The following is a 17,816-nucleotide window of genomic DNA, read 5'->3' on the forward strand; positions in this document are numbered from 1 at the left end:
GCAGAGGGGCAGGTTATTGGCAGCGGCGACGGCGTGCATAAGCTCGCCTTCTATGTCGCCACGTCTCGTTTGTTGAACACCAGCCACGTGACCGCAATGATAAGCACGTAATACACGGCCAGCACGCCCAATGAGAATCCGAGCGTGACGCCGTCGCGCAGCTCGAAGCCAGGCTCGATCAAATAGTTCGTCAAATCCAAATGAATGAGCAGCAAGTAATCGACCCAGGCGTAATCGAGCTGCATCAGCAGCATCGTGACCACGCTGCCGCCCATCAGGAAAAACAGCGACAGCCCGATCGCCAATCCCCCGCTGCGGAAGACCGTCGAAATCATGAAGGATACCGTGACGATCATGATGAGACTAATAAATTCGAAGCCGTAATAGGCCAGCATATAGGAGAACGGCGCAATATCCCGGCTCGTGCCGAGGCCGGCGAGAATGTCTCCCCGCGCTCCCCCTACGCCGAACAGGAGCGCGTTCACGCCGAAGCTCAGCACGAACAGCGTCGCGGCGAGCGCAAAGGCGAAGAGCATGACCGAGATGTACTTCGATAACAAAATCTTGGATCGGCTCCATGGTCGGATCAGCAGCAGCTTGATCGTGCCCGACGTGAATTCGCCTGCGACCGTCTCGGCCGACACGACCACCGTGAAAATGGTAACCAGGATGAATAGCAGGTACGTCTCGGTCATCATCATGCTCCAGCCGCTGCCATCGCCCCCGCCCGGCATATACCTGGCAATGAGCGAAATCGCCAGCACTAGAATAACCAGGATGCCGAACATGATCCACGTCCGCGCCCTGCGGTAAATTTTCAAATTCTCGTTCGCTACCAGCTGCAGAAAATCAAACAATCCGCTCGCCTCCCGTCATCTCCAGGAACTGGTCCTCGAGCGATTTGTTCTGCATGCGAATGCCGTAGACGCGAAGCCCGCCCTGAACCAGCAGCGCATTCACGTCGGCCGCCGCATCCCGGCCGCCTACGATGGCGAGCCCGCCCTCGGCAGCCTGCGCGCCATGCGCGCCCGCAAGCAGCGCAAGCGCGTCATCCGGCTTATCCACGTCGAAGAAGAAGGTAGCCGCTTCCGTCCCGTCCGCGTCGGCCGCCTGTCCGATGTCGCGCACGTCGATCAGCTTGCCCGCCTGAATGATGGCCACCCGGTCGCACATCAGCTCCATCTCCGACAGCAAATGGCTGGAGACGAATACGGTAATGCCCTCTTCCTTCGCCAGCTTGCGCAAATAATCGCGAAGCTCGCGGATGCCCGCCGGATCGAGTCCGTTCGTCGGCTCGTCCAGAATGAGCAGCGTCGGCTTATGCATGATCGCCTGCGCGACGCCAAGCCGCTGGCGCATGCCGAGGGAGTACGTCCGCACTTTATCGTGAATGCGTCCCTTCAGTCCGACCAGCTCGACGACCTCATCGATCCGCTGACGCGTAATGCCGGGGATCATGCGGGAGAACAGCAGCAAATTATCGTAGCCGGACAAATATTTATACATCTCCGGGTTCTCGACGATGGCGCCGACGTGGCGTACGGCCTTCTCGAATTCATGGCGGACGCTATGTCCGCGAATAATGACGTCTCCCTCGGTCATCGCCATCAGGCCGACCATCATCCGGATCGTCGTCGTCTTGCCGGAGCCGTTCGGTCCGAGAAACCCGAATACTTGCGCTTCGGGCAAATCCAACGACAAATTGTCGATGATAGTGCGGCGTCCGATTCGTTTGGTTACGTTCTTCAGCTGCACGATCGAACCGTTGGGTGCGAGCTTCTCCATGGTTCCCCCCCTATCCGTGTCTGTCCTCTATTAGCGCGAGTTCAACGCCCTCTAGTAGACAGTTATCGCTTCTCAACCTAATTATTATACGCCAATAAGGAAGGAGTTGGAAGTTTCTTGAACAAAACTTAAGACCCGCCGCGGAGGAGGAGTCTCCGCGAACGGGTCTTATGTTCTCTCTCTATGAACTTACAGGGACGCTACCATCGGGATAGGCACGGCAAAAGCTGCCGCCGGTATCGATTCGTTGTAGGCGCCGCCCGCTTTGGCTTGCGGCATATGTACGATGCTGCCCTCAACCGGCGCTTCTGCGACCGCGGACGCCGCGACGGATTCGCGGTCCATGCAGTCTTTGCAGCAGCCGAGCGGTTGAATCGTCCGGAAGAACCCGGTTCGGAATACGAGATGGGCTTGTTCGTGCTGTACCATCTCCCCGCAGCTTACGCAACAAAAACGATCTTTCAACATTCGATCCTCTCCTTTGACCCCATTGTCCCTAATACTATATGTATCAATGTCTCGAATTATGTTACATTACGTATCCAGCACTTTTAGATTATGACAGATATCGAGAAATGTCAATACGGATCACCGAAAGATCGCGCATTTTGTCAAAATACAGGTAAAAAGTTTCACGTATCTCAATGGTGGACCAAAACCTTCCGTCTTTCCGGAACGAACCGAGCCTCGCCGCAAAAGACGCCGACAGCCGTTTCACTATTGTATGCGTTTACATTATATGTTATAAAAAGAGGCCGTATGCAGCTCACCGGCCTCCCTTCCCCTCAATTCGACCTTATGTCCGATATGCGCCGGATTGGACGCGGCGCCACCAGGTCTCGTTGTCGACATACCACCGCACCGTCTCCGCGATCCCGCGATCGAACGTATACGCCGGCTGCCAGCCCAGCTCGGCTTGGATTTTGGCCGGGTCGATCGCGTATCTACGGTCATGGCCCAGCCGGTCCGGCACATGGCGAATGAGCGATTCCGATTTGCCGAGCAGCTTCAGCACGTGCTTCACGATCTCGAGGTTGCGCCGCTCGTTGTGACCGCCGATGTTGTACACCTCGCCCGGCTTGCCTTGATGCAGCACGAGGTCGATCGCCACCGCATGGTCGCGGACGTGAAGCCAGTCCCTCACCTGCAAGCCATCCCCGTAGACGGGAAGCGGCAGATCGTCCAAGGCGTTCGTGATCATGAGCGGAATGAGCTTCTCCGGAAAATGATACGGACCGTAATTGTTCGAGCAGCGGGTGATGTTGACGTCCATGCCGTACGTCTCGTAGTACGCGCGGACCAGCAAGTCCCCGCCGGCCTTGCTCGCCGAATACGGACTGTTCGGGGCAAGCGGCGTCTGTTCCGTGAAATAGCCGGTCTCGCCCAGCGTCCCGTACACCTCGTCGGTCGAAATTTGGACGTATTTGCGAATGCCGCGCCGCCGCGCCGCTTCCAGCAGCGTCTGCGTACCGAGCACGTTCGCCCGCACGAACGCGCCCGGGTCGGCGATGCTCCGGTCCACATGCGACTCCGCCGCGAAATTGACGACCGCCTCGATCGCGTACGCGTCCATCGCGCGCCCGACCGCTTCCGCGTCGACGATGTCGCCCCGTACGAAAATATGGTTCGGGTTCGATGCGACCGGCTTCACATTGTCCAAGTTGCCGGCATAAGTCAGCGCATCGTAATTCACAATCACATAATCCGGGTACTTCTCCAGCATATAGCGGACAAACTGGCTCCCGATAAAACCGGCTCCGCCGGTGACCAGCACGCGCACGCCTTTCACTCCTCGCCTCTTGTTGGTAGTCTGGCTAATGCCTCTTAAAGGTAAGTATATGCGAGAGACAGAGATGGCGTATGGATGAAACGGCAATGCGCGGCATGGTATTATCCTCGGGCGTCCAAGCGAATCCGGACGAACGGATCCTTGTCCGTCATCCGCTGGTACAGATCATGGATGCGGGACTGCTGCGGGTTCTGGGTCCGCAGCTTCTCGTTCAGCGCGCGCACGATGGCGAGCCTGACCTTCTGGTCCGGCAAATACGCGCAGCCGTACAAATACTGATTCTCTTCTTTGCGCCGCCATAAAATATGACCGATCAGCGCGAACTCCCAATCGCCGAGCTTCACTTTGATCCGGATCGCGAAATCGTCGCTGACGGGAAAGCGCAGATGGGTCGCGAACATCATCCCCGTCGGGCTCATATTGTGGACGGACACCGGAATTTCACCCGACTGCACGTCGTTGCCGAATACGCGGTAAATCGAAATCATCGCTTTCGTGCCGTCCGTCAAGCGAATGCGCATGTTATTGCGGACAGCGGGATTGTTCATGGTCATAGGTTATGGGCTCCTCCGACGAGTAGTGGGCTGCACCTGTCACGGCGCTTTAGATACATTTCGTATCACAACGGCCGCAGAAAAAGAAAACGCTCACATATCCAGCGCGCAAAAGGCAAGCCTCCTCCTCCGTGAAGGACTTCGCCTTCGGAAACGGGCTTGCTCTCCTGCCGGACCGGTACCGGTCTATAATGCGGAACCCGATTGGTAAGCCAACAGCTGGCTGAAGGTTCCTTTGGTTTCTTTCGAAAGCTGATTGTATCCGCCTTGCTGGATGATGCGGCCGTTCTCCATCACAATGACTTGATCCGCGTTGCGAATCGTCGACAGCCGGTGCGCGATGACGATGACGGTCAGCGAACCCTTCAGCCGGTCAAGCGACTCCTTGATATGCGCCTCGTTCTCGTTATCGAGCGCCGAGGTCGCCTCGTCCAGCACGAGCACGGCCGGCTTGCGCAGCACCGCCCGCGCCAGCACGATCCGCTGCCGCTCGCCGCCGGATAACCGGATGCCCCGGTCGCCGATCAGCGTGTCCAGCCCTTGCGGCAGCTTGCGGACGAAGTCGGCGGACGCCGAGAATTCGAGCGCCTCCCACAATTCCGCTTCCGTCGCGTCCGGCTTCACCTGCAGCATGTTCTCTCTAATGCTCGCGTGGAACAGGAATGGATCCTGCGGCACGTAGCTGACAGAGCTGCGGAAGGCGGCGAGGTTGGCCGGTCCGAGCGGCAAGCCGTCGACCAGCAGCTCGCCCCGCTCCGGCTTCAGCATGCCGATCAGGATATCGATCAGCGTGCTCTTGCCGGCGCCCGACTTGCCGACGATCGCCATCATGCTGTTGGCGGGGATGTGGAGGTTGATGCCGCTTAGCGCATAATCGCCCTCGCCGCTCTCGTAGCGGAAGGCGATATCGCGGCATTCGATCCCCTCGCTGATGCGAATGCGATCCGAGCCGGCCGCGGCCACATTCTCCCGCGCCGCTTCGCAATCGCGCATCAGCTCGTCAATCGCCTTGAAGGCGGGAATCGTCGAGACGAGCTGCTCCCAATTGGCCTGCAGCGAGGAGAAGCGCGGCCATAGCCGCATGAAGATGAGGACGATCAGCAGCAAATACTCGCCTTGTACCTGGAACACCCGGTACGACAGGAAGACGAAGCCGGCGATCAGCAAGGCGGCCGCGATTTTGTAGAACAATTGGGTCGTTGCCTGCAGCCTCGTGAACTGCACCATATTCGTCTCCATCCGGTCGCTCAATGAACGGAACCAGTCGAGGTGCTGGGCTTCCAGACGGTTGCTCTTAATGTCCTTGATTCCGTTGAAATGCTCGGTCAACCCGCGCATGTACGATTGCGACAGCTCCGAAATGCGCGCGCCGTACTTCTTCGCGCCGCGCAGGAATTTCCGGGAGAACAACGCAAGTCCAAGACCGAAAGCAAGGACGAACAACGTCAACTGGTAGGACAACGCGAACGCGAAGACGATCTGAATGCCCGTGAACACGAGCGACGTCGTCATCGACAGGATCAGGTAGACGCCCTGGTTCACCCGGGCCAGCTCCTGGGTCATCATATGATTAAAATCAGCCTTCCTCTTGCGGAGGAAGAACGACCAGCCTGCCCGCATGATCGCCTGATAAATTTCCAATCTCAAGTACCCGCTGAATCCTTGCTGGATGCGCATGTTCTGCACCGTCTGGAAACGCTGCAGCAGCGATTGACCCATGATCAGCGCAACGTATAACGCGAGAATGACGGTAAGCTGGTAGTTAGCCGGAACCGCGTTAACCGCCCGTTCCAAATCGGCGATGAACGGCATGCTGCCGTACGAGGAACCGGCGCTCAGCAAACCGATGAACCCGAGCATCGGAATCAGGATGTAAAGGCTCACGCTCTCGAGCAAACTGATGACGACCATGCCGAGCAAGTTTAAGTAAAGCTTGATGCCTGCGAAGGCCTGAAGTTTTTTGAGATAGATGATTACGTGAGGCATGATATCCTCTCCTATAAACACTGCATATGGAAATAGGCTTTCGTTCCGGCCACGTTCCTCTTTGATCTGCTCCGGGGCGGTTAAGAGCGCTCCTGCGCTACGCTCCTTGGCGCGTGCGTCTTGGCCAGCGGGCGGGCAAATTTGCTGACGACCGTGAATGCCGGCGCTTCTTCGCCGCCTGTGATGATGAACGGCCCTGTGCGAAGCCAGGCATGGGCGATCATTTTGCCCTCTTTATCGCGGGAAGTTCCCATATACAACGTACTTTCCAGCTTTCTTCGCTCTAACATTTTCATGCCAGCCATGGCCTTGACCATGCACATGCTTTCCCATGGCGTATGGGGACTCACGCGCTTGATGGCCCGGGAAACGCTGCGAATGACCGCCTCGTCCTCCGTGCGGTGGTTGCGGGATGTCTCCTCCATGTGAATGCCAAGCTTAGGCGCGAGCTTATGGAACGGCCGGCTCTTCATGATGCGGGCCCATCCCAAAAAAACGAATGCCTCCAGCACGAGCAGCTGCTCGCGCGGACGCATGGATAGTAAACGACGCGCTAATCTCCACATTGCCGCTCAACCTCTTTCCATCCGATCCGGCTTACACCGCTTTAACCAAACCTTCCTGAAGCAGGCTTTCAATGAAACGGATAACTTGGCTTTCGCAGGTGTCGCGGTCGATCTCGTATTCATTCGTTAGTTGGTCCACCACGGATGCGAGCGTAGCCGGCGCTTGCAGAAGTTCCCAAATCGCGCCGCCGACCTGACCCAAATTGTAATACTTCCCTGATGCGATACTCAGCATGACTTTCTCGCCGTTCATGTCGCTGACGAGATTACCTTCTACTTGTTGATAAGATTGTTCCAGTGCAACGGAACCGCTCATTGTAACTCCTCCTTATGGGCTAGTCTGACGATTTCCTCGACCAGCATTGGCGCAGTAAATGTATGTACCGACCGTTCGACTCGATAAACGTGGGCATGATTCAACAGTCGGGTAATGACCTCGAAATGCCACCCGATCAATCGCATGGCGCCGATCAAAAAACCGCGGTACGTATGATGGGACAGCAAAGGCAGGCACTGCAGGCCTTGCAGCGGCCGTATGGACCAAGCTTCCTTCTCCGTCTTCACCAGTTCGAAAATGCCTTTCAACGGAACCGCTCCGTTGTGAAATTTGGCGCTTACCGGGACGGCGAATTTCGTAACCTCTTGATACAGCGGTTCGTACTCGCTCGCGTCCATCTTCATGTGATCCAAACTTTCCTGCCACAATTTCTGCTGGGGGTAGGCCGGCACAACCACGGGCTCGCCCGTCGCACTTGTGCGGACGGCGATCACATCGTCGGTCAACAATTCGTATCCCGCGTCCAAAAAAGCCGCGGCCAGCGTCGACTTTCCCGCACCCGAGTCGCCAACGAACGCATATGCACCGCCATTAATGACGACCGCACTGCCGTGCAGCGGCAGAATGCCCCGCTGGAGCAGTACTGTGCCCATGACCGTACCGAGCAGGTAGAGGCGGATCTTCTCTTTCTCTGCGTGCTCAAGCGGAGACACGTACACGCGCGCTCCATCTTGTACTTGGAAAATGGCAACACCCGCGATACGGTAGAACACGCCCATATCCGTAATCACATAATCGCTGTCGGGACAACCCAGCTGTTCCCACGCAGCGGCCAGATCCGCATAAGCGATGACCAAGTCCGCCTGCTCATGGGATGTCCGGGACGAAGCCAGTTCCGTAAACGGAATTTCGCTGCTGATCGTCAGCCCGAATGCGTCGTAAGCTGTTCGGTTAATGGTAAGCATCGGTAACACCTCTTCACCTTCAACATCGGGGTCTGCAAAACGAAAGCAGCCCTTATACAACAATCTATTGTATAAGGGCGCTTGCGTCATGCTTCATAAAACTTAGGAATAGATGTCCGCGTCAACGATTTTGCCGTTAACGAATGTGTAGTCGATTTTCGTCAAGCCGAAGCCGGCTTGCGTTTCGCTTACGTTAAGTACTTCCAACTCTGGCGTTTCCCAGTTCTTTTTCATTTGGTTTCACCTCCTTTCAAGTGCGATGGATTAATGGAACTGTTTCATGAAGCGATAGAAAATGACGCTTCGCATGAGCAGCTTCATATCGTCGTCGCCGGCGAGCTCCGGTCGGGGCGATGCGCCTACGTTCGTCAGCGACGTCCGAATCTGCTGCTGATTCAGCAGACCGGCGACCGCCGAGTCGGCGCAGATTCGTTTCACTTCATCGGTGAACTCCGTCCAGTGCGGGGTCAGCCGGTAGACCCAATCCACGCCCTGGGCCCCTCGGATGCGCTGGTTAAGGCGCACTTGATCCGGCAGACGGCCGTTCATCGCCCGGCGAATCATCGAACGTCCGATGCCTCCGGTTACGTATTGCTCGAACGGGACGCTCAGGCAGAAGCGGACGAGCCGCGAATCCGCCGTCGGATCCCGCTCCCATACCCGATACTTCGCCGATAGTTTGCTGCCGACCGCTCCCTGCAAGTTCAGCACCGCCAAATTGGTGAAGTAATTCTGGCGCTCCTGCAGGACATCGTTCTTGGATGTGCCAAGACCCGCCTCTTCCGGCCGCAATGACTCCCACACGCCGGTGCGTCTGGCGAAGTCGGGATGGATCAGGCGCGGCGGCTCCGGCTCCGGATCGTTCCTTTGCAAGAACGGGAAGGCTTGGCGGCCGATGACGGGCATAATCCGATTGATTCCGACGCGAGTCTGCTTGCGGAACATCGTCAGTTCCCGATAGAAGCGAAGCCATTGCCATCGCTTCAGCAGAAGCGCGTAATAATCGATCGCAGATCCCCAGGAAATGGTGTAGTTTCCCCTCGCGCCCGTCAGCAGGACTCCGACGCCATCGTTCGAAGCTTGGCTGTAGATGTCCTTGATCCGGAAGGTCCCCTCGAAGTTCTTGTAGGGCGCTTCGAAAATCCCGAGCAGCTCGTCGATCTCCGTGAAGGGACTTTTGTCTGCGGCGTTCAAATACTTCCCTTCAATATTGCCGACATGCTCGATCGTAGCTTGAACGAACGGCGTCTCGTCGGCCATCTCGTTGGCGGACGTCCAATCCGCGAAGCCCGGGGCCGGGATCATGCTATAGCCTCGTAGGCTCCGGCCCTGGCCGCGCAGATACTCGGCAGCCACGCTTGCGACAGCCGTCGAATCCAATCCTCCGCTGAGCGCTACCCCGACACCCTTGTCCGTCCTCGCCCGCGACTCTACCGCTTGCCGAAACAAGTCGGAGAATGCCTCCAGATACTCGGATTCGCCGTTCAATCGCAGCATATCTTGCGGGACTAGCGAACCATAGCTCCTTACTTCGACGTTGCCCTCTCGAACGCGTATGCAATGTCCGGGCTGGAGTTGGAAAATATCCGAGTAAACGGTGGCGGAAGGGTCTGTCGATTCCACCATGGAAGGGATGGCCAAGAAGTGGGAGAGCCACGTATCGGAAAGCCGGCGTTGGAAGTCGGGAAGGCTCGAGAGCGGGTTCAGGAAGGAGCAGAACGCGAAGCGGCCGAAGCGTCGCTGGTAATACAGCGTCCGGCTTCCCAGCAAGTCGCGCGCTCCGAACAGCGTCCGCTTCCCGGCATCCCAGATCACAAAAACGAAATCGCCCGCTAAATATCGTGGACACTCTTCGCCCCATTTCAGGTAGGCCAGTCGGATCAGCTCGCCGTCGCTTAGGCGCGCTTCGTCGGCGTGACTAAGACCCAGCATGCCGCAGAGCTCGCCGCGGTTATCGATGACGGCATCGGCCGTGATCGCGATGCGGGAAGGCTCGTCGCAGCTTGGCAGCTGCTCATGGGGCGAAGAGGAGGTTGGCGTTTGATTGCGGCAGGCCAGGAACACGCCGTCCTGCTGCCAGGTGCCGACGGCATCAGCCGTAAGCTCGGATAGCGCCCGCAAGATATGGTGTTTGATGTCGTCGGATACCGAAACGTGATCGTAATTGTAAACACCGGCTACAATGCTCATAGCGCCCTCCGTGTAAGTCCTTGATACTATTTGTATCATATATTTTCCGTTGATACAATATGTAACTGTAAAATCATGAAAAAAATTTGTTTTAGCCTGCCTGATGATTTTTCAGCGCGTCGTGCAATCTTGTCCGTTCGGCTTCATTGACCTGAAAGTACCAAATGCCTCCCGCGATCTCGCCTCTGCCCTTGATCTCCTCGGTGTCTAGCCGTTCAAGGCTAGGCCGATAGTCTCTCAAGAGGGTCTTCATCTCGCCGAACGTCAAATTCGTCTTCACGTGATCGCCGGCGGCGGCCAACAGCTCATCGATTTTGGCGATGGAAGAAAGGCTTGCGCCGTTCTTCATCAAGTCTTTGAGAATCTGCCTCTGCCGCGCGTTTCTCCCCCTGTCCCCTTGCGGGTCGTCGAACCGCATGCGGGAATACAGCAAGGCATGCTCGCCGTCCAGGTGAAGCTCGCCCTGGCGGAACTCTGCCCCTTGGTAATGGAACGCGAACGGATTGTCGACGTCCACGCCGCCCATCAGGTCGATAATGCGGGAGAAGCCTTCCATATTGACCTTCAAATAATAATTGATCGGGTAATCCAAAAAATTTTCCACGGTCTGAAGCGACATCTCAATGCCGCCGAACGCGTAGGCGTGATTGATCTTATCGCTTGTCCCTCTGCCGATAATGGCGGTTTTGGTATCACGAGGAATATTGAACATGAGCGTGGACTTCTTGACCGGATTCACGCTCAACACGATGATCGTATCCGATCGGCCTCGGTCGTTCTTCCGTTCGTCGACGCCCATGACCAAGATGGTGAACGGGCTTGGCTGTTCGGTTTCCGCCGCGGCAGGCTTCGCCAAAGGCCTCACTTCGGGATCTTTGCTATGGTACAACGGCTTCGCCGGTTCCTCATACATGATGGCAGCCGTCTCCTCGATGGAGTTGTACACGCGGTACGCATAGCCGGCCAGCGCAATGGCGGCGACGCCCAGCACGATTGCCGATCCGAATAGGATCCTTTTCGTGGTTTTCTTCGTTCTCATCTTCTTACGCATCCGTCCTTCGCTTAGATTAAGAGAACGTATGACTTTGTGCCTAGGCTATATACCCGACCCAGACCTTTGTTACGTATTGTATCATCTATTTTCTGGGAGCTCAACTGTTTTTGTCAAAACGAAATCGGCAGACAACCGCGGCTTGCGCCACGGTGTCTGCCTGACCCGATTTATTTCATGACGATGGCTCCGGTGAACGGCAACGAAACGTATCGAATAAACATATCGCTCGGCCCGCCGTCCGCCTTCCAGACGAGCACCGTCACCAGCGGATTGCGCAGCCCGCCCGCTTGCGCGTCAGGCGCCTCCGGCGTTTCTGGCGCAGCCGGCGGCTTCTGTCCGCCTGACGAATCCTCCTCGCCGGCTGGCGGCGTGACTGGCGGCTCTGCTCCGTCCGACGGCTCCGTCGTGCCCTGCTCCTCCTCTCCGTCCGATGGCTCCGTCGTGGCCGGCGGCGATTCTTCCTCCGGCGAGGACACCTCGCCGGCTTCGATGGAGGAGACGCCGGAGCGCCCTACCGGAATGCCGCTCCGGGCAAGATCATCGACAGCTCCCGCTTCCTGCGTCTGCGGAGATGGCGAAATCGGCAGCGGCGCGACTGGCGTTTCCGCCTTGCCCGCACGCAGCTTGGCGACGAATAGCATGACATAGTCGGTAACGGCCGGGTCGACGACGCGCGCCTTGACGAACACCTCGTCGCCTTTGCGGATCGCCCACTCCACGTTCGTTCCTTGGAGATCCGCCCCGTTCGGCGTTTCTTTCAGCTTGACTTCGCCTGTAATCTTACCGCCTGCGGAGATGACCGTAACTTTTAAATACGTCTTACGGTTCACGCCTTTAGCCTCCGCGTCGTTCGCTGCGGACGGCGTATCGAAGAATCCCCCCGCAGCCACGTTCACCTGGTCCGAACCGCGAACGCCCACGATCGCCGTCGTTCCCGAACCGCTGAATCGGCCGTTGGCGCCGATGTCTGCCTTCACTTCATACACGCCGACGGGCAGACTCACCTCGACGGAGGCCTCGCCGCCGGCGCTCGTGCGGTAGACCGTCTCCGTCTCGGGAAGCTGTACCGGGACGATCGTACCGTCCCCGCGCAGCTCGCCGACCGTAAACTTGACGGGTATCCCCTCCGTCGATCCCGGCGAATCATCCTGCTCATCCGTAACCACGGCAGCGAGCGTGACTTTCTCTCCCTGCGCGGCGACAAGCTCACCCGTGTAACGAAGCTGCGCCTTCTCGCGTTTAATCACCAAGTTGGCCGACGCTTCGCCTCCGCGGTAGAACGTCGCGGCATCCTGATCCATACGCGCCGCGACGACGTATTCCTGCTGCTCGGCGGTCTCCCCGATATCCACCTCGACCTTGTAAGGGACGACCGCCTTACCATCCTCGCCCGTCGTGGCCATGATATCCGCCCCGCCGTTCACGCTCATTTTGACCGTCCTGCCGGCTGCCGGCGTTCCTTCCGCGGTTCTCGCCTCCAGCGCAAGCGGGACGGTGTCGCTATATTCGCCTTCCCCGGCCACGACCGAGATGTTCGTGCTGTGATAGATCGTGAACGATACCGATTTCTTAACGTTTTTGCCCTTGCTGTCCACGGCACGCGCTTCCAGCGTATGCTTCCCTTTGGCGGTTATCGGCGTCCCTGACAGGAATGCCTCCCCGTCCAGCAGCAGCTCCACATTCTGCAGCCCGTCTTCGGGATTCGTGCGCAGCAGCGGCGTTACCGTATCGGTATAGTCGCCACCCTCGACGACGCCTTCAATCTCGAGCTGAATCGGCGGCCCCGCTTGGAGCCGGAACAAGTAAGGCGTAAGCGGCTTCAGTTCGACGGCGTCGGCGGCGAACTGTTCGCCCGTGATCAAATCGACGGCGCCCAGTGTGACGCCATCCTCGAGCTCGATGCGCACCGTCTTCGGCAAATTGCCATAGTTGACGACGTTCAGCAGCCTGCCGCCATGGCCGTTCGCGCTTCTCCATTCCACGCTCTCCACCGGTTCGCCGCTCTCCGCGTCGACCAGCGTCGCTTCGATGAGTTCTTGCCCGCGCAGCAATGGGTAGAGCTCATCGCGAAGCTGCATCGCCGTCACGTCGGTCGACGGTATGACCGTCGCTTGACCGAAGATCGCGCCGCGTTCAGTCTCGGACAACGGCTGGAGCCGTTCATCGAACCGCAGCGATTCCGATCCGAGGATGACGACGCTTCCGTCCTCGTCGGCGAATTGCTTGATCGCCGTCAAGGTCGCCGGCGCGACGTGCGTCGCTTCCGGTACGATCAGCAGCTCGTAATCGGACAGTTTGCCGGCCGCAGCCTGTTTCTCCGACACGAATCCGACCTTCATCCCCGTCGCGCTGAGCGCTTCATACCCCTTAAGCAAGACGTTCTCATACATTTCCGAGTAGACCAACGACGGCTCCGAATAGAGCAAGGCGACGCGCGCCTGTTGTTTCTGCAGCGTCGTTACCTCCTTGGCCAGACGATTCAGGTCCAAGTTCGTCTTGCCGACCGCGGCCACCGCGTCCGGACGGTGAAGGATGCTGCCCTCCGCGGAGTTCGTCTCCTGGTACGTCCGCTCCCAAATCCAGATCGTCGACGCGCTCTTGCCGTGGATGGCCCCCTGCCACAGGACCGAACGCACATGGTCCGCCTGCTTGGCGACATACCGGCTGTCGCCGTCGGCGATCACATGATGCTCGGAGTTGAACACCGGCGCCTCCTTGAACGATTGCTGCAAATCGTAGTAGCTCAGCTCGTCGCGGAAGCCGCCCGCGCCTTCGCCCAGGTAGTTCCAGTTATCGTTGCCGTTCACTTGGCTCATCTCCGAGAGCGCTTCCGCGTCGATGCCGCGGGAGAGACTCGCGCGCATCTCCGCCATGACTTTCGCATGAACCGGAATGTCCGGGGCCACCTCGTGGATCGTATCGGCCAGGAACTGATGCCACTCCGTGAACACCTTCTGGTTGAAACGCACCCAGTCGTAGCCGCGAACCGTCGGCTCCAGGCCGAAAGGCATCGTCACGTCCGTGAACGATTGATGATCGGTGCCATATACGGCGTTCAGCGACGCGATATCGCCGTACTGCTCCTGCAGGTATTGGTGCCAGTCACCCAGGAATGTCGTGCCTTGGTTCGTCTGGAAGACCGGTTCGTTCGATATCGTGATGCTATGAAGCGCAGGGTAATCTTTCAGTTCGTTGGCGACGAGCCGCAAGTAATCCCGCATCATGGCGCGCGCCATCGGATGGTTAATGTTGTACTGGATGAATCCATTATTGCCGTACTGCAGGTCCGGCCACTTCTTGATCGCCCAATCGGGGAAGTAATGCGGCGAAACGAGAAGGTTGACGGAAATGTCATTCGCGGCCGCATTCTCCAGCACGGCTTTAATATCGCTGTTAAGCTGGGCCGGGGAGACAAGATAATCCTGGCCTGGCACGTCGAGCCCGCGATCGTCGAAGCCCGGGTTCGCCAGCAGGTTCGTATCGCTGCCCTGCTCCTTCATCGACAGGTCGTCGATCCAGATCGTCCCCGCGTTCTCCGACAGAATCATGAATTGGAAAGACGTCTCGGTCGGTCCCGTCGTATATTCGCCGCTGACTTCCTGCCAATCGTACGTGCCGTTCGGGAACTTGACCCGAAGCTTCCAGCCCGCGCCGCCCGGGAACCAGACGTCCTTGGCGTTCGACCCTTTCGCCCAGGCTTTGACCGTATAGGTCGTATTCGGTTTGACCGGCACCGTTTGCCATAGATTCAGGAAGGTGTTCGCCGCACGCGGCGAGGCATTCGTAATTTTGAGCGAATAGGGGCCCGTGTGGGTGGTGGAATCGTCCAGCGCGGCTTCGGCGTTAACGCCCCCGGACTTGTTAATGCGGTACTGGTTCAAGTAGTTGTCTTTGGAGAGAATGACGTTGCGCGGTCCGATTTCGATCTGAATGATATTCGTGCCCAGGTCTTGAAACTTGGCGATATCTTTGCGCACCTGCACAAAATGGCCGTAGCCGTTAAAGAACACCGGTCTTGTTTCTTCTGCTCCGGTATTTCGTACTTTCGTATCCGCAATGAAAGAGGTGCCGTCGATGGTCGGCTTGCCCGTCGTATACCTCGGCGCGGCGAATGCCTGGCGTTCCCCGGCCAAATACGCTTGCAAGTTCGATTCCGCTTCTTGATAAAGCGCTTCCAATGTTCGGATGACATATCCGGCCCGGCTCAAGCGCCCATTCTCCACGTCGCCTCGGCCGTAGACGAGAAAATCCTTCAGAATCGTCACGTTGATCTGTTCGTAATCCGTCGAAATTCCCTGCGCCTTCACTTGCGCGAGCAGGCTCTCCAAGGCCGGCATGCGCGCTTGCAGCGCGTCGTACTGCGCCAATGTCTCCGTTGGACCCAAATATACGTTGACGCTCACGTTTCTTTCTTTGATCTTGCCGCTTGCGTCCTGCAATTTGAAATCCGCCGTCTGCACGCCCGCCTCGCCGAACGACATCGTCCCCTTCTTCTCCATGACGGAATGGGGCGGAATCGTCAACGTATCCTGCAGGCCGAGCTTCGCCGACGTTAAATTCAAGACGACCGGGTCGTCGCTGTAATTCGGAATATAGATCGCATATTCGACAGACTCGTCGACTTGAGCGCCTTTCGCAGACTCCAGCCAGAAGTTCCAGTCATCCAGCTCGCCGACCTTTTCAAGAATCCCGAACTGCGTCGGATCCTTGGCTTTGCCGATGCCCGGCGTCCATTCGATCCAGCCGCGCCTTGCGCTGCCGTCGTTATCGTTAATCAAAATGGAGAACGGGATATCATTCGTCGTCGGCGCTACCGAGTAAATCGTCTCCCACGGCATGCGAACCTCGTACACCGTGTCGCCTTCCGGCGTCGTACTGGCTTTAAAATCGATATGATCCTTGCCGTACTCCGCATCGCCGGGATTCCAGCTCCAGATTTGCGTCGCGCCGTCCATGAAATTGAAGCCGTAGTCCGGTCCGTAGACGTCGTTCAGCCCGAAAGCCAGCTGCACGCTGTCGCCGCGCCACATGATACTGTCCTTCACCGGGAAATGGACGTTATCGGTTACTTTCGCCGCCCAGTAGAAATAGTTCTCGTCGTACGCCACATGCACGTTCGCGGACAAATCCGATGCCCCCTCCCAGCCGGAGAGAACAACCTGCTCATCGTTGGAGGGAAGCGACATACTCGTGTATGGTCCCCATTCGTCCAGAAGGCCATCGATGACGATGCCATCGGCTTTGATCAGCGGAATTTCCTTGCGAGCGCCAAGCGAGTCCTTGAACGAGGCCCAATCCAGAATCGTCTCGCCCTCTCCGGGACCGTCGTCTTCGACCACGTAGGCGAATTCGGATACCACGCTCGACTGCCAGCCGGTCTTGCGGGCGAAAGCCTTGAGCGTCGACGAGCTCAGCATCGAGAGCGGTCCCCCGTAAACGGCGGCTGATCCCGACTGATTCGGGTCGCTGCCGTCCATCGTGTAGACGATCTCGGCGTCCGTCGTTCCCGTGGCGAGCGTGATCGACGTATTCGGCGGAATCGTGCCCGGGGCCGGACTTGCCGTGACCGGCTCGACCGTGTTGACCTGTTGGTCGTTAACAGGCGTGACAATGCGCAAATTATCGAACCGGTATTCCACCTGCGTCCGGCCTTCCATCTCGGCGGAGCCCGCGTTGACGTTCAGGCTCGCCTGAATGACTTGGTCACGCGGCGCCGAAGCCGGGAGATTGACCCGGATCGTGTTCCATTGGCCCGCAATCAGCCGGTTCAGCCGTTGATCGACCACGGTGCTGCCTTGCGCGATCAGCTTGAGACCGAGCGGCTCCCGCACGGAGGCGGTTTGCGACAGCGGATAGACGTCCAACAGCAAGGCGGTCGCCGCGCTCATGTTCGCCGGCGGATCGATCGACCGCTTGTAGCTGAGCCAGTCCCCGCGGTCCGGGGCCTTCTGATACTTCACCTGCGCGGAGGACTGTCCCTCCGTGTGCTCTGGCGATGAAACGGCCGTTACGGCGCCTGCCGGCCCGACTGTGCCGCTCCAGGCCGCGAGCGACTCGAAGCCATCCAACAGCGAGAGGCCTGCTCGCGCGTCGAATCCGGCGTTCTTGAGCAGATTCGTCCCCGTTCCCGTCTCCTTCAGGCTCAACGTATCCAGCCAGACCGCTTCCGCCGTATTCTCGATCAGGAACCGGAACGTGAAGGACGTCTCCTCGGCGCCGGTCGTGAACGTCTTCTCGAGCAGCTGCCAGTCGAACGTCCCGCTCGGCAGCGCCTGACGGACGCCCCAGCCCGCTCCGCCTCCGAACCACATGCCGGATGCCACATTGCTGCCTTTCACCCAAGCGCTGACCGTATACGAGGTAGCCGGCTTGACGGCGACCGTCTGGAAGCCGGTCAGATAGACGTTCGGCGCCCTGCTCGAAGCGCTTGTCAGCTTGAGCGAGCCGGCGCCGTCATGGACAGTCGCCGTATCAAGCGAGTATACCGTTTGGGGGGCCCCGCTCGCATAGAAACTCCAGTCGGGCAAATAACCCGAGTCGGTCTCTTCCGCTTGTGCAGGGGGCACGCCCATAAAACCGAAAGATAGTGACAACAGCAACAGTGACAGGAATAGAATCGATGTCCGTCTGATCGGTCCGCGCATAAAGAT

The 17,816-nt window shown here is 58.2% G+C and carries 13 protein-coding genes; all 13 read right to left on the reverse strand.

The annotated features are described in order from the left end of the window. Nucleotides 1–50 precede the first annotated feature (50 nt). On the reverse strand, nt 51–857 hold the full coding sequence (locus ACFSKT_RS14625; RefSeq protein WP_377721719.1) for an ABC transporter permease: 807 nt from the start codon (nt 855–857) through the stop codon (nt 51–53). Further along, nucleotides 850–1,785, reverse strand: a complete 936-nt coding sequence (locus tag ACFSKT_RS14630) for an ABC transporter ATP-binding protein (protein ID WP_377721720.1) — start codon at nt 1,783–1,785, stop codon at nt 850–852. The genes ACFSKT_RS14625 and ACFSKT_RS14630 overlap by 8 nt, the downstream gene beginning before the upstream one ends. Before the next feature lie 189 nt (nt 1,786–1,974). Then, nucleotides 1,975–2,253, reverse strand: coding sequence for a hypothetical protein (locus tag ACFSKT_RS14635; protein ID WP_377721721.1), 279 nt, complete (start codon nt 2,251–2,253; stop codon nt 1,975–1,977). Nucleotides 2,254–2,581: 328 nt separating this feature from the next. Further along, nucleotides 2,582–3,565: a dTDP-glucose 4,6-dehydratase gene (rfbB, locus tag ACFSKT_RS14640; protein WP_377721986.1), complete on the reverse strand. Its 984-nt coding sequence runs from the start codon at nt 3,563–3,565 to the stop codon at nt 2,582–2,584. Nucleotides 3,566–3,675: 110 nt separating this feature from the next. After that, a complete protein-coding gene (locus tag ACFSKT_RS14645) occupies nt 3,676–4,128 on the reverse strand; it encodes a PilZ domain-containing protein (protein ID WP_377721722.1) in 453 nt (150 codons plus the stop codon). 186 nt (nt 4,129–4,314) lie between these two features. Further along, nucleotides 4,315–6,114, reverse strand: coding sequence for an ABC transporter ATP-binding protein (locus ACFSKT_RS14650; RefSeq protein ID WP_377721723.1), 1,800 nt, complete (start codon nt 6,112–6,114; stop codon nt 4,315–4,317). Between the two features lie 80 nt (nt 6,115–6,194). Continuing rightward, a complete protein-coding gene (locus tag ACFSKT_RS14655; protein ID WP_377721724.1) occupies nt 6,195–6,680 on the reverse strand; it encodes a lasso peptide biosynthesis B2 protein in 486 nt (161 codons plus the stop codon). A gap of 31 nt (nt 6,681–6,711) precedes the next feature. Beyond that, a complete protein-coding gene (locus ACFSKT_RS14660) occupies nt 6,712–6,996 on the reverse strand; it encodes a lasso peptide biosynthesis PqqD family chaperone (RefSeq protein WP_377721725.1) in 285 nt (94 codons plus the stop codon). After that, nucleotides 6,993–7,922 carry a phosphoenolpyruvate carboxykinase (ATP) gene (locus ACFSKT_RS14665; protein WP_377721726.1) on the reverse strand — a complete coding sequence of 310 codons (930 nt, stop codon included), beginning with the start codon at nt 7,920–7,922 and terminating at the stop codon, nt 6,993–6,995. Before ACFSKT_RS14665 ends, ACFSKT_RS14660 begins: the two co-directional genes overlap by 4 nt. 102 nt (nt 7,923–8,024) lie before the next feature. Next, entirely contained in the window at nt 8,025–8,156 is a 132-nt protein-coding gene (locus ACFSKT_RS14670) for a paeninodin family lasso peptide (RefSeq protein ID WP_377721727.1), read from the reverse strand. Nucleotides 8,157–8,186: 30 nt separating this feature from the next. Beyond that, on the reverse strand, nt 8,187–10,112 hold the full coding sequence (locus tag ACFSKT_RS14675; RefSeq protein ID WP_377721728.1) for an asparagine synthase-related protein: 1,926 nt from the start codon (nt 10,110–10,112) through the stop codon (nt 8,187–8,189). A 91-nt stretch (nt 10,113–10,203) separates the two neighbouring features. Further along, nucleotides 10,204–11,151 carry an LCP family glycopolymer transferase gene (locus ACFSKT_RS14680; protein ID WP_377721729.1) on the reverse strand — a complete coding sequence of 316 codons (948 nt, stop codon included), beginning with the start codon at nt 11,149–11,151 and terminating at the stop codon, nt 10,204–10,206. A gap of 182 nt (nt 11,152–11,333) precedes the next feature. Continuing rightward, nucleotides 11,334–17,810 carry a beta-galactosidase gene (locus ACFSKT_RS14685; RefSeq protein WP_377721730.1) on the reverse strand — a complete coding sequence of 2,159 codons (6,477 nt, stop codon included), beginning with the start codon at nt 17,808–17,810 and terminating at the stop codon, nt 11,334–11,336. Nucleotides 17,811–17,816 lie beyond the last annotated feature (6 nt).

Source organism: Paenibacillus xanthanilyticus, assembly GCF_042682185.1.
GTDB classification, from domain to species: Bacteria; Bacillota; Bacilli; order Paenibacillales; family Paenibacillaceae; genus Paenibacillus_Z; species Paenibacillus_Z xanthanilyticus.

Coding starts and splice junctions, on each gene's coding strand:
- ACFSKT_RS14630 (WP_377721720.1), bottom strand. CDS start 1,785: ATGGAGAAGCTCGCACCCAACGGTTCGATCGTGCAGCTGAAGAACGTA.
- ACFSKT_RS14635 (WP_377721721.1), bottom strand. CDS start 2,253: ATGTTGAAAGATCGTTTTTGTTGCGTAAGCTGCGGGGAGATGGTACAG.
- ACFSKT_RS14645 (WP_377721722.1), bottom strand. CDS start 4,128: ATGACCATGAACAATCCCGCTGTCCGCAATAACATGCGCATTCGCTTG.
- ACFSKT_RS14650 (WP_377721723.1), bottom strand. CDS start 6,114: ATGCCTCACGTAATCATCTATCTCAAAAAACTTCAGGCCTTCGCAGGC.
- ACFSKT_RS14655 (WP_377721724.1), bottom strand. CDS start 6,680: ATGTGGAGATTAGCGCGTCGTTTACTATCCATGCGTCCGCGCGAGCAG.
- ACFSKT_RS14660 (WP_377721725.1), bottom strand. CDS start 6,996: ATGAGCGGTTCCGTTGCACTGGAACAATCTTATCAACAAGTAGAAGGT.
- ACFSKT_RS14665 (WP_377721726.1), bottom strand. CDS start 7,922: ATGCTTACCATTAACCGAACAGCTTACGACGCATTCGGGCTGACGATC.
- ACFSKT_RS14670 (WP_377721727.1), bottom strand. CDS start 8,156: ATGAAAAAGAACTGGGAAACGCCAGAGTTGGAAGTACTTAACGTAAGC.
- ACFSKT_RS14675 (WP_377721728.1), bottom strand. CDS start 10,112: ATGAGCATTGTAGCCGGTGTTTACAATTACGATCACGTTTCGGTATCC.
- ACFSKT_RS14680 (WP_377721729.1), bottom strand. CDS start 11,151: ATGAGAACGAAGAAAACCACGAAAAGGATCCTATTCGGATCGGCAATC.
- ACFSKT_RS14685 (WP_377721730.1), bottom strand. CDS start 17,810: ATGCGCGGACCGATCAGACGGACATCGATTCTATTCCTGTCACTGTTG.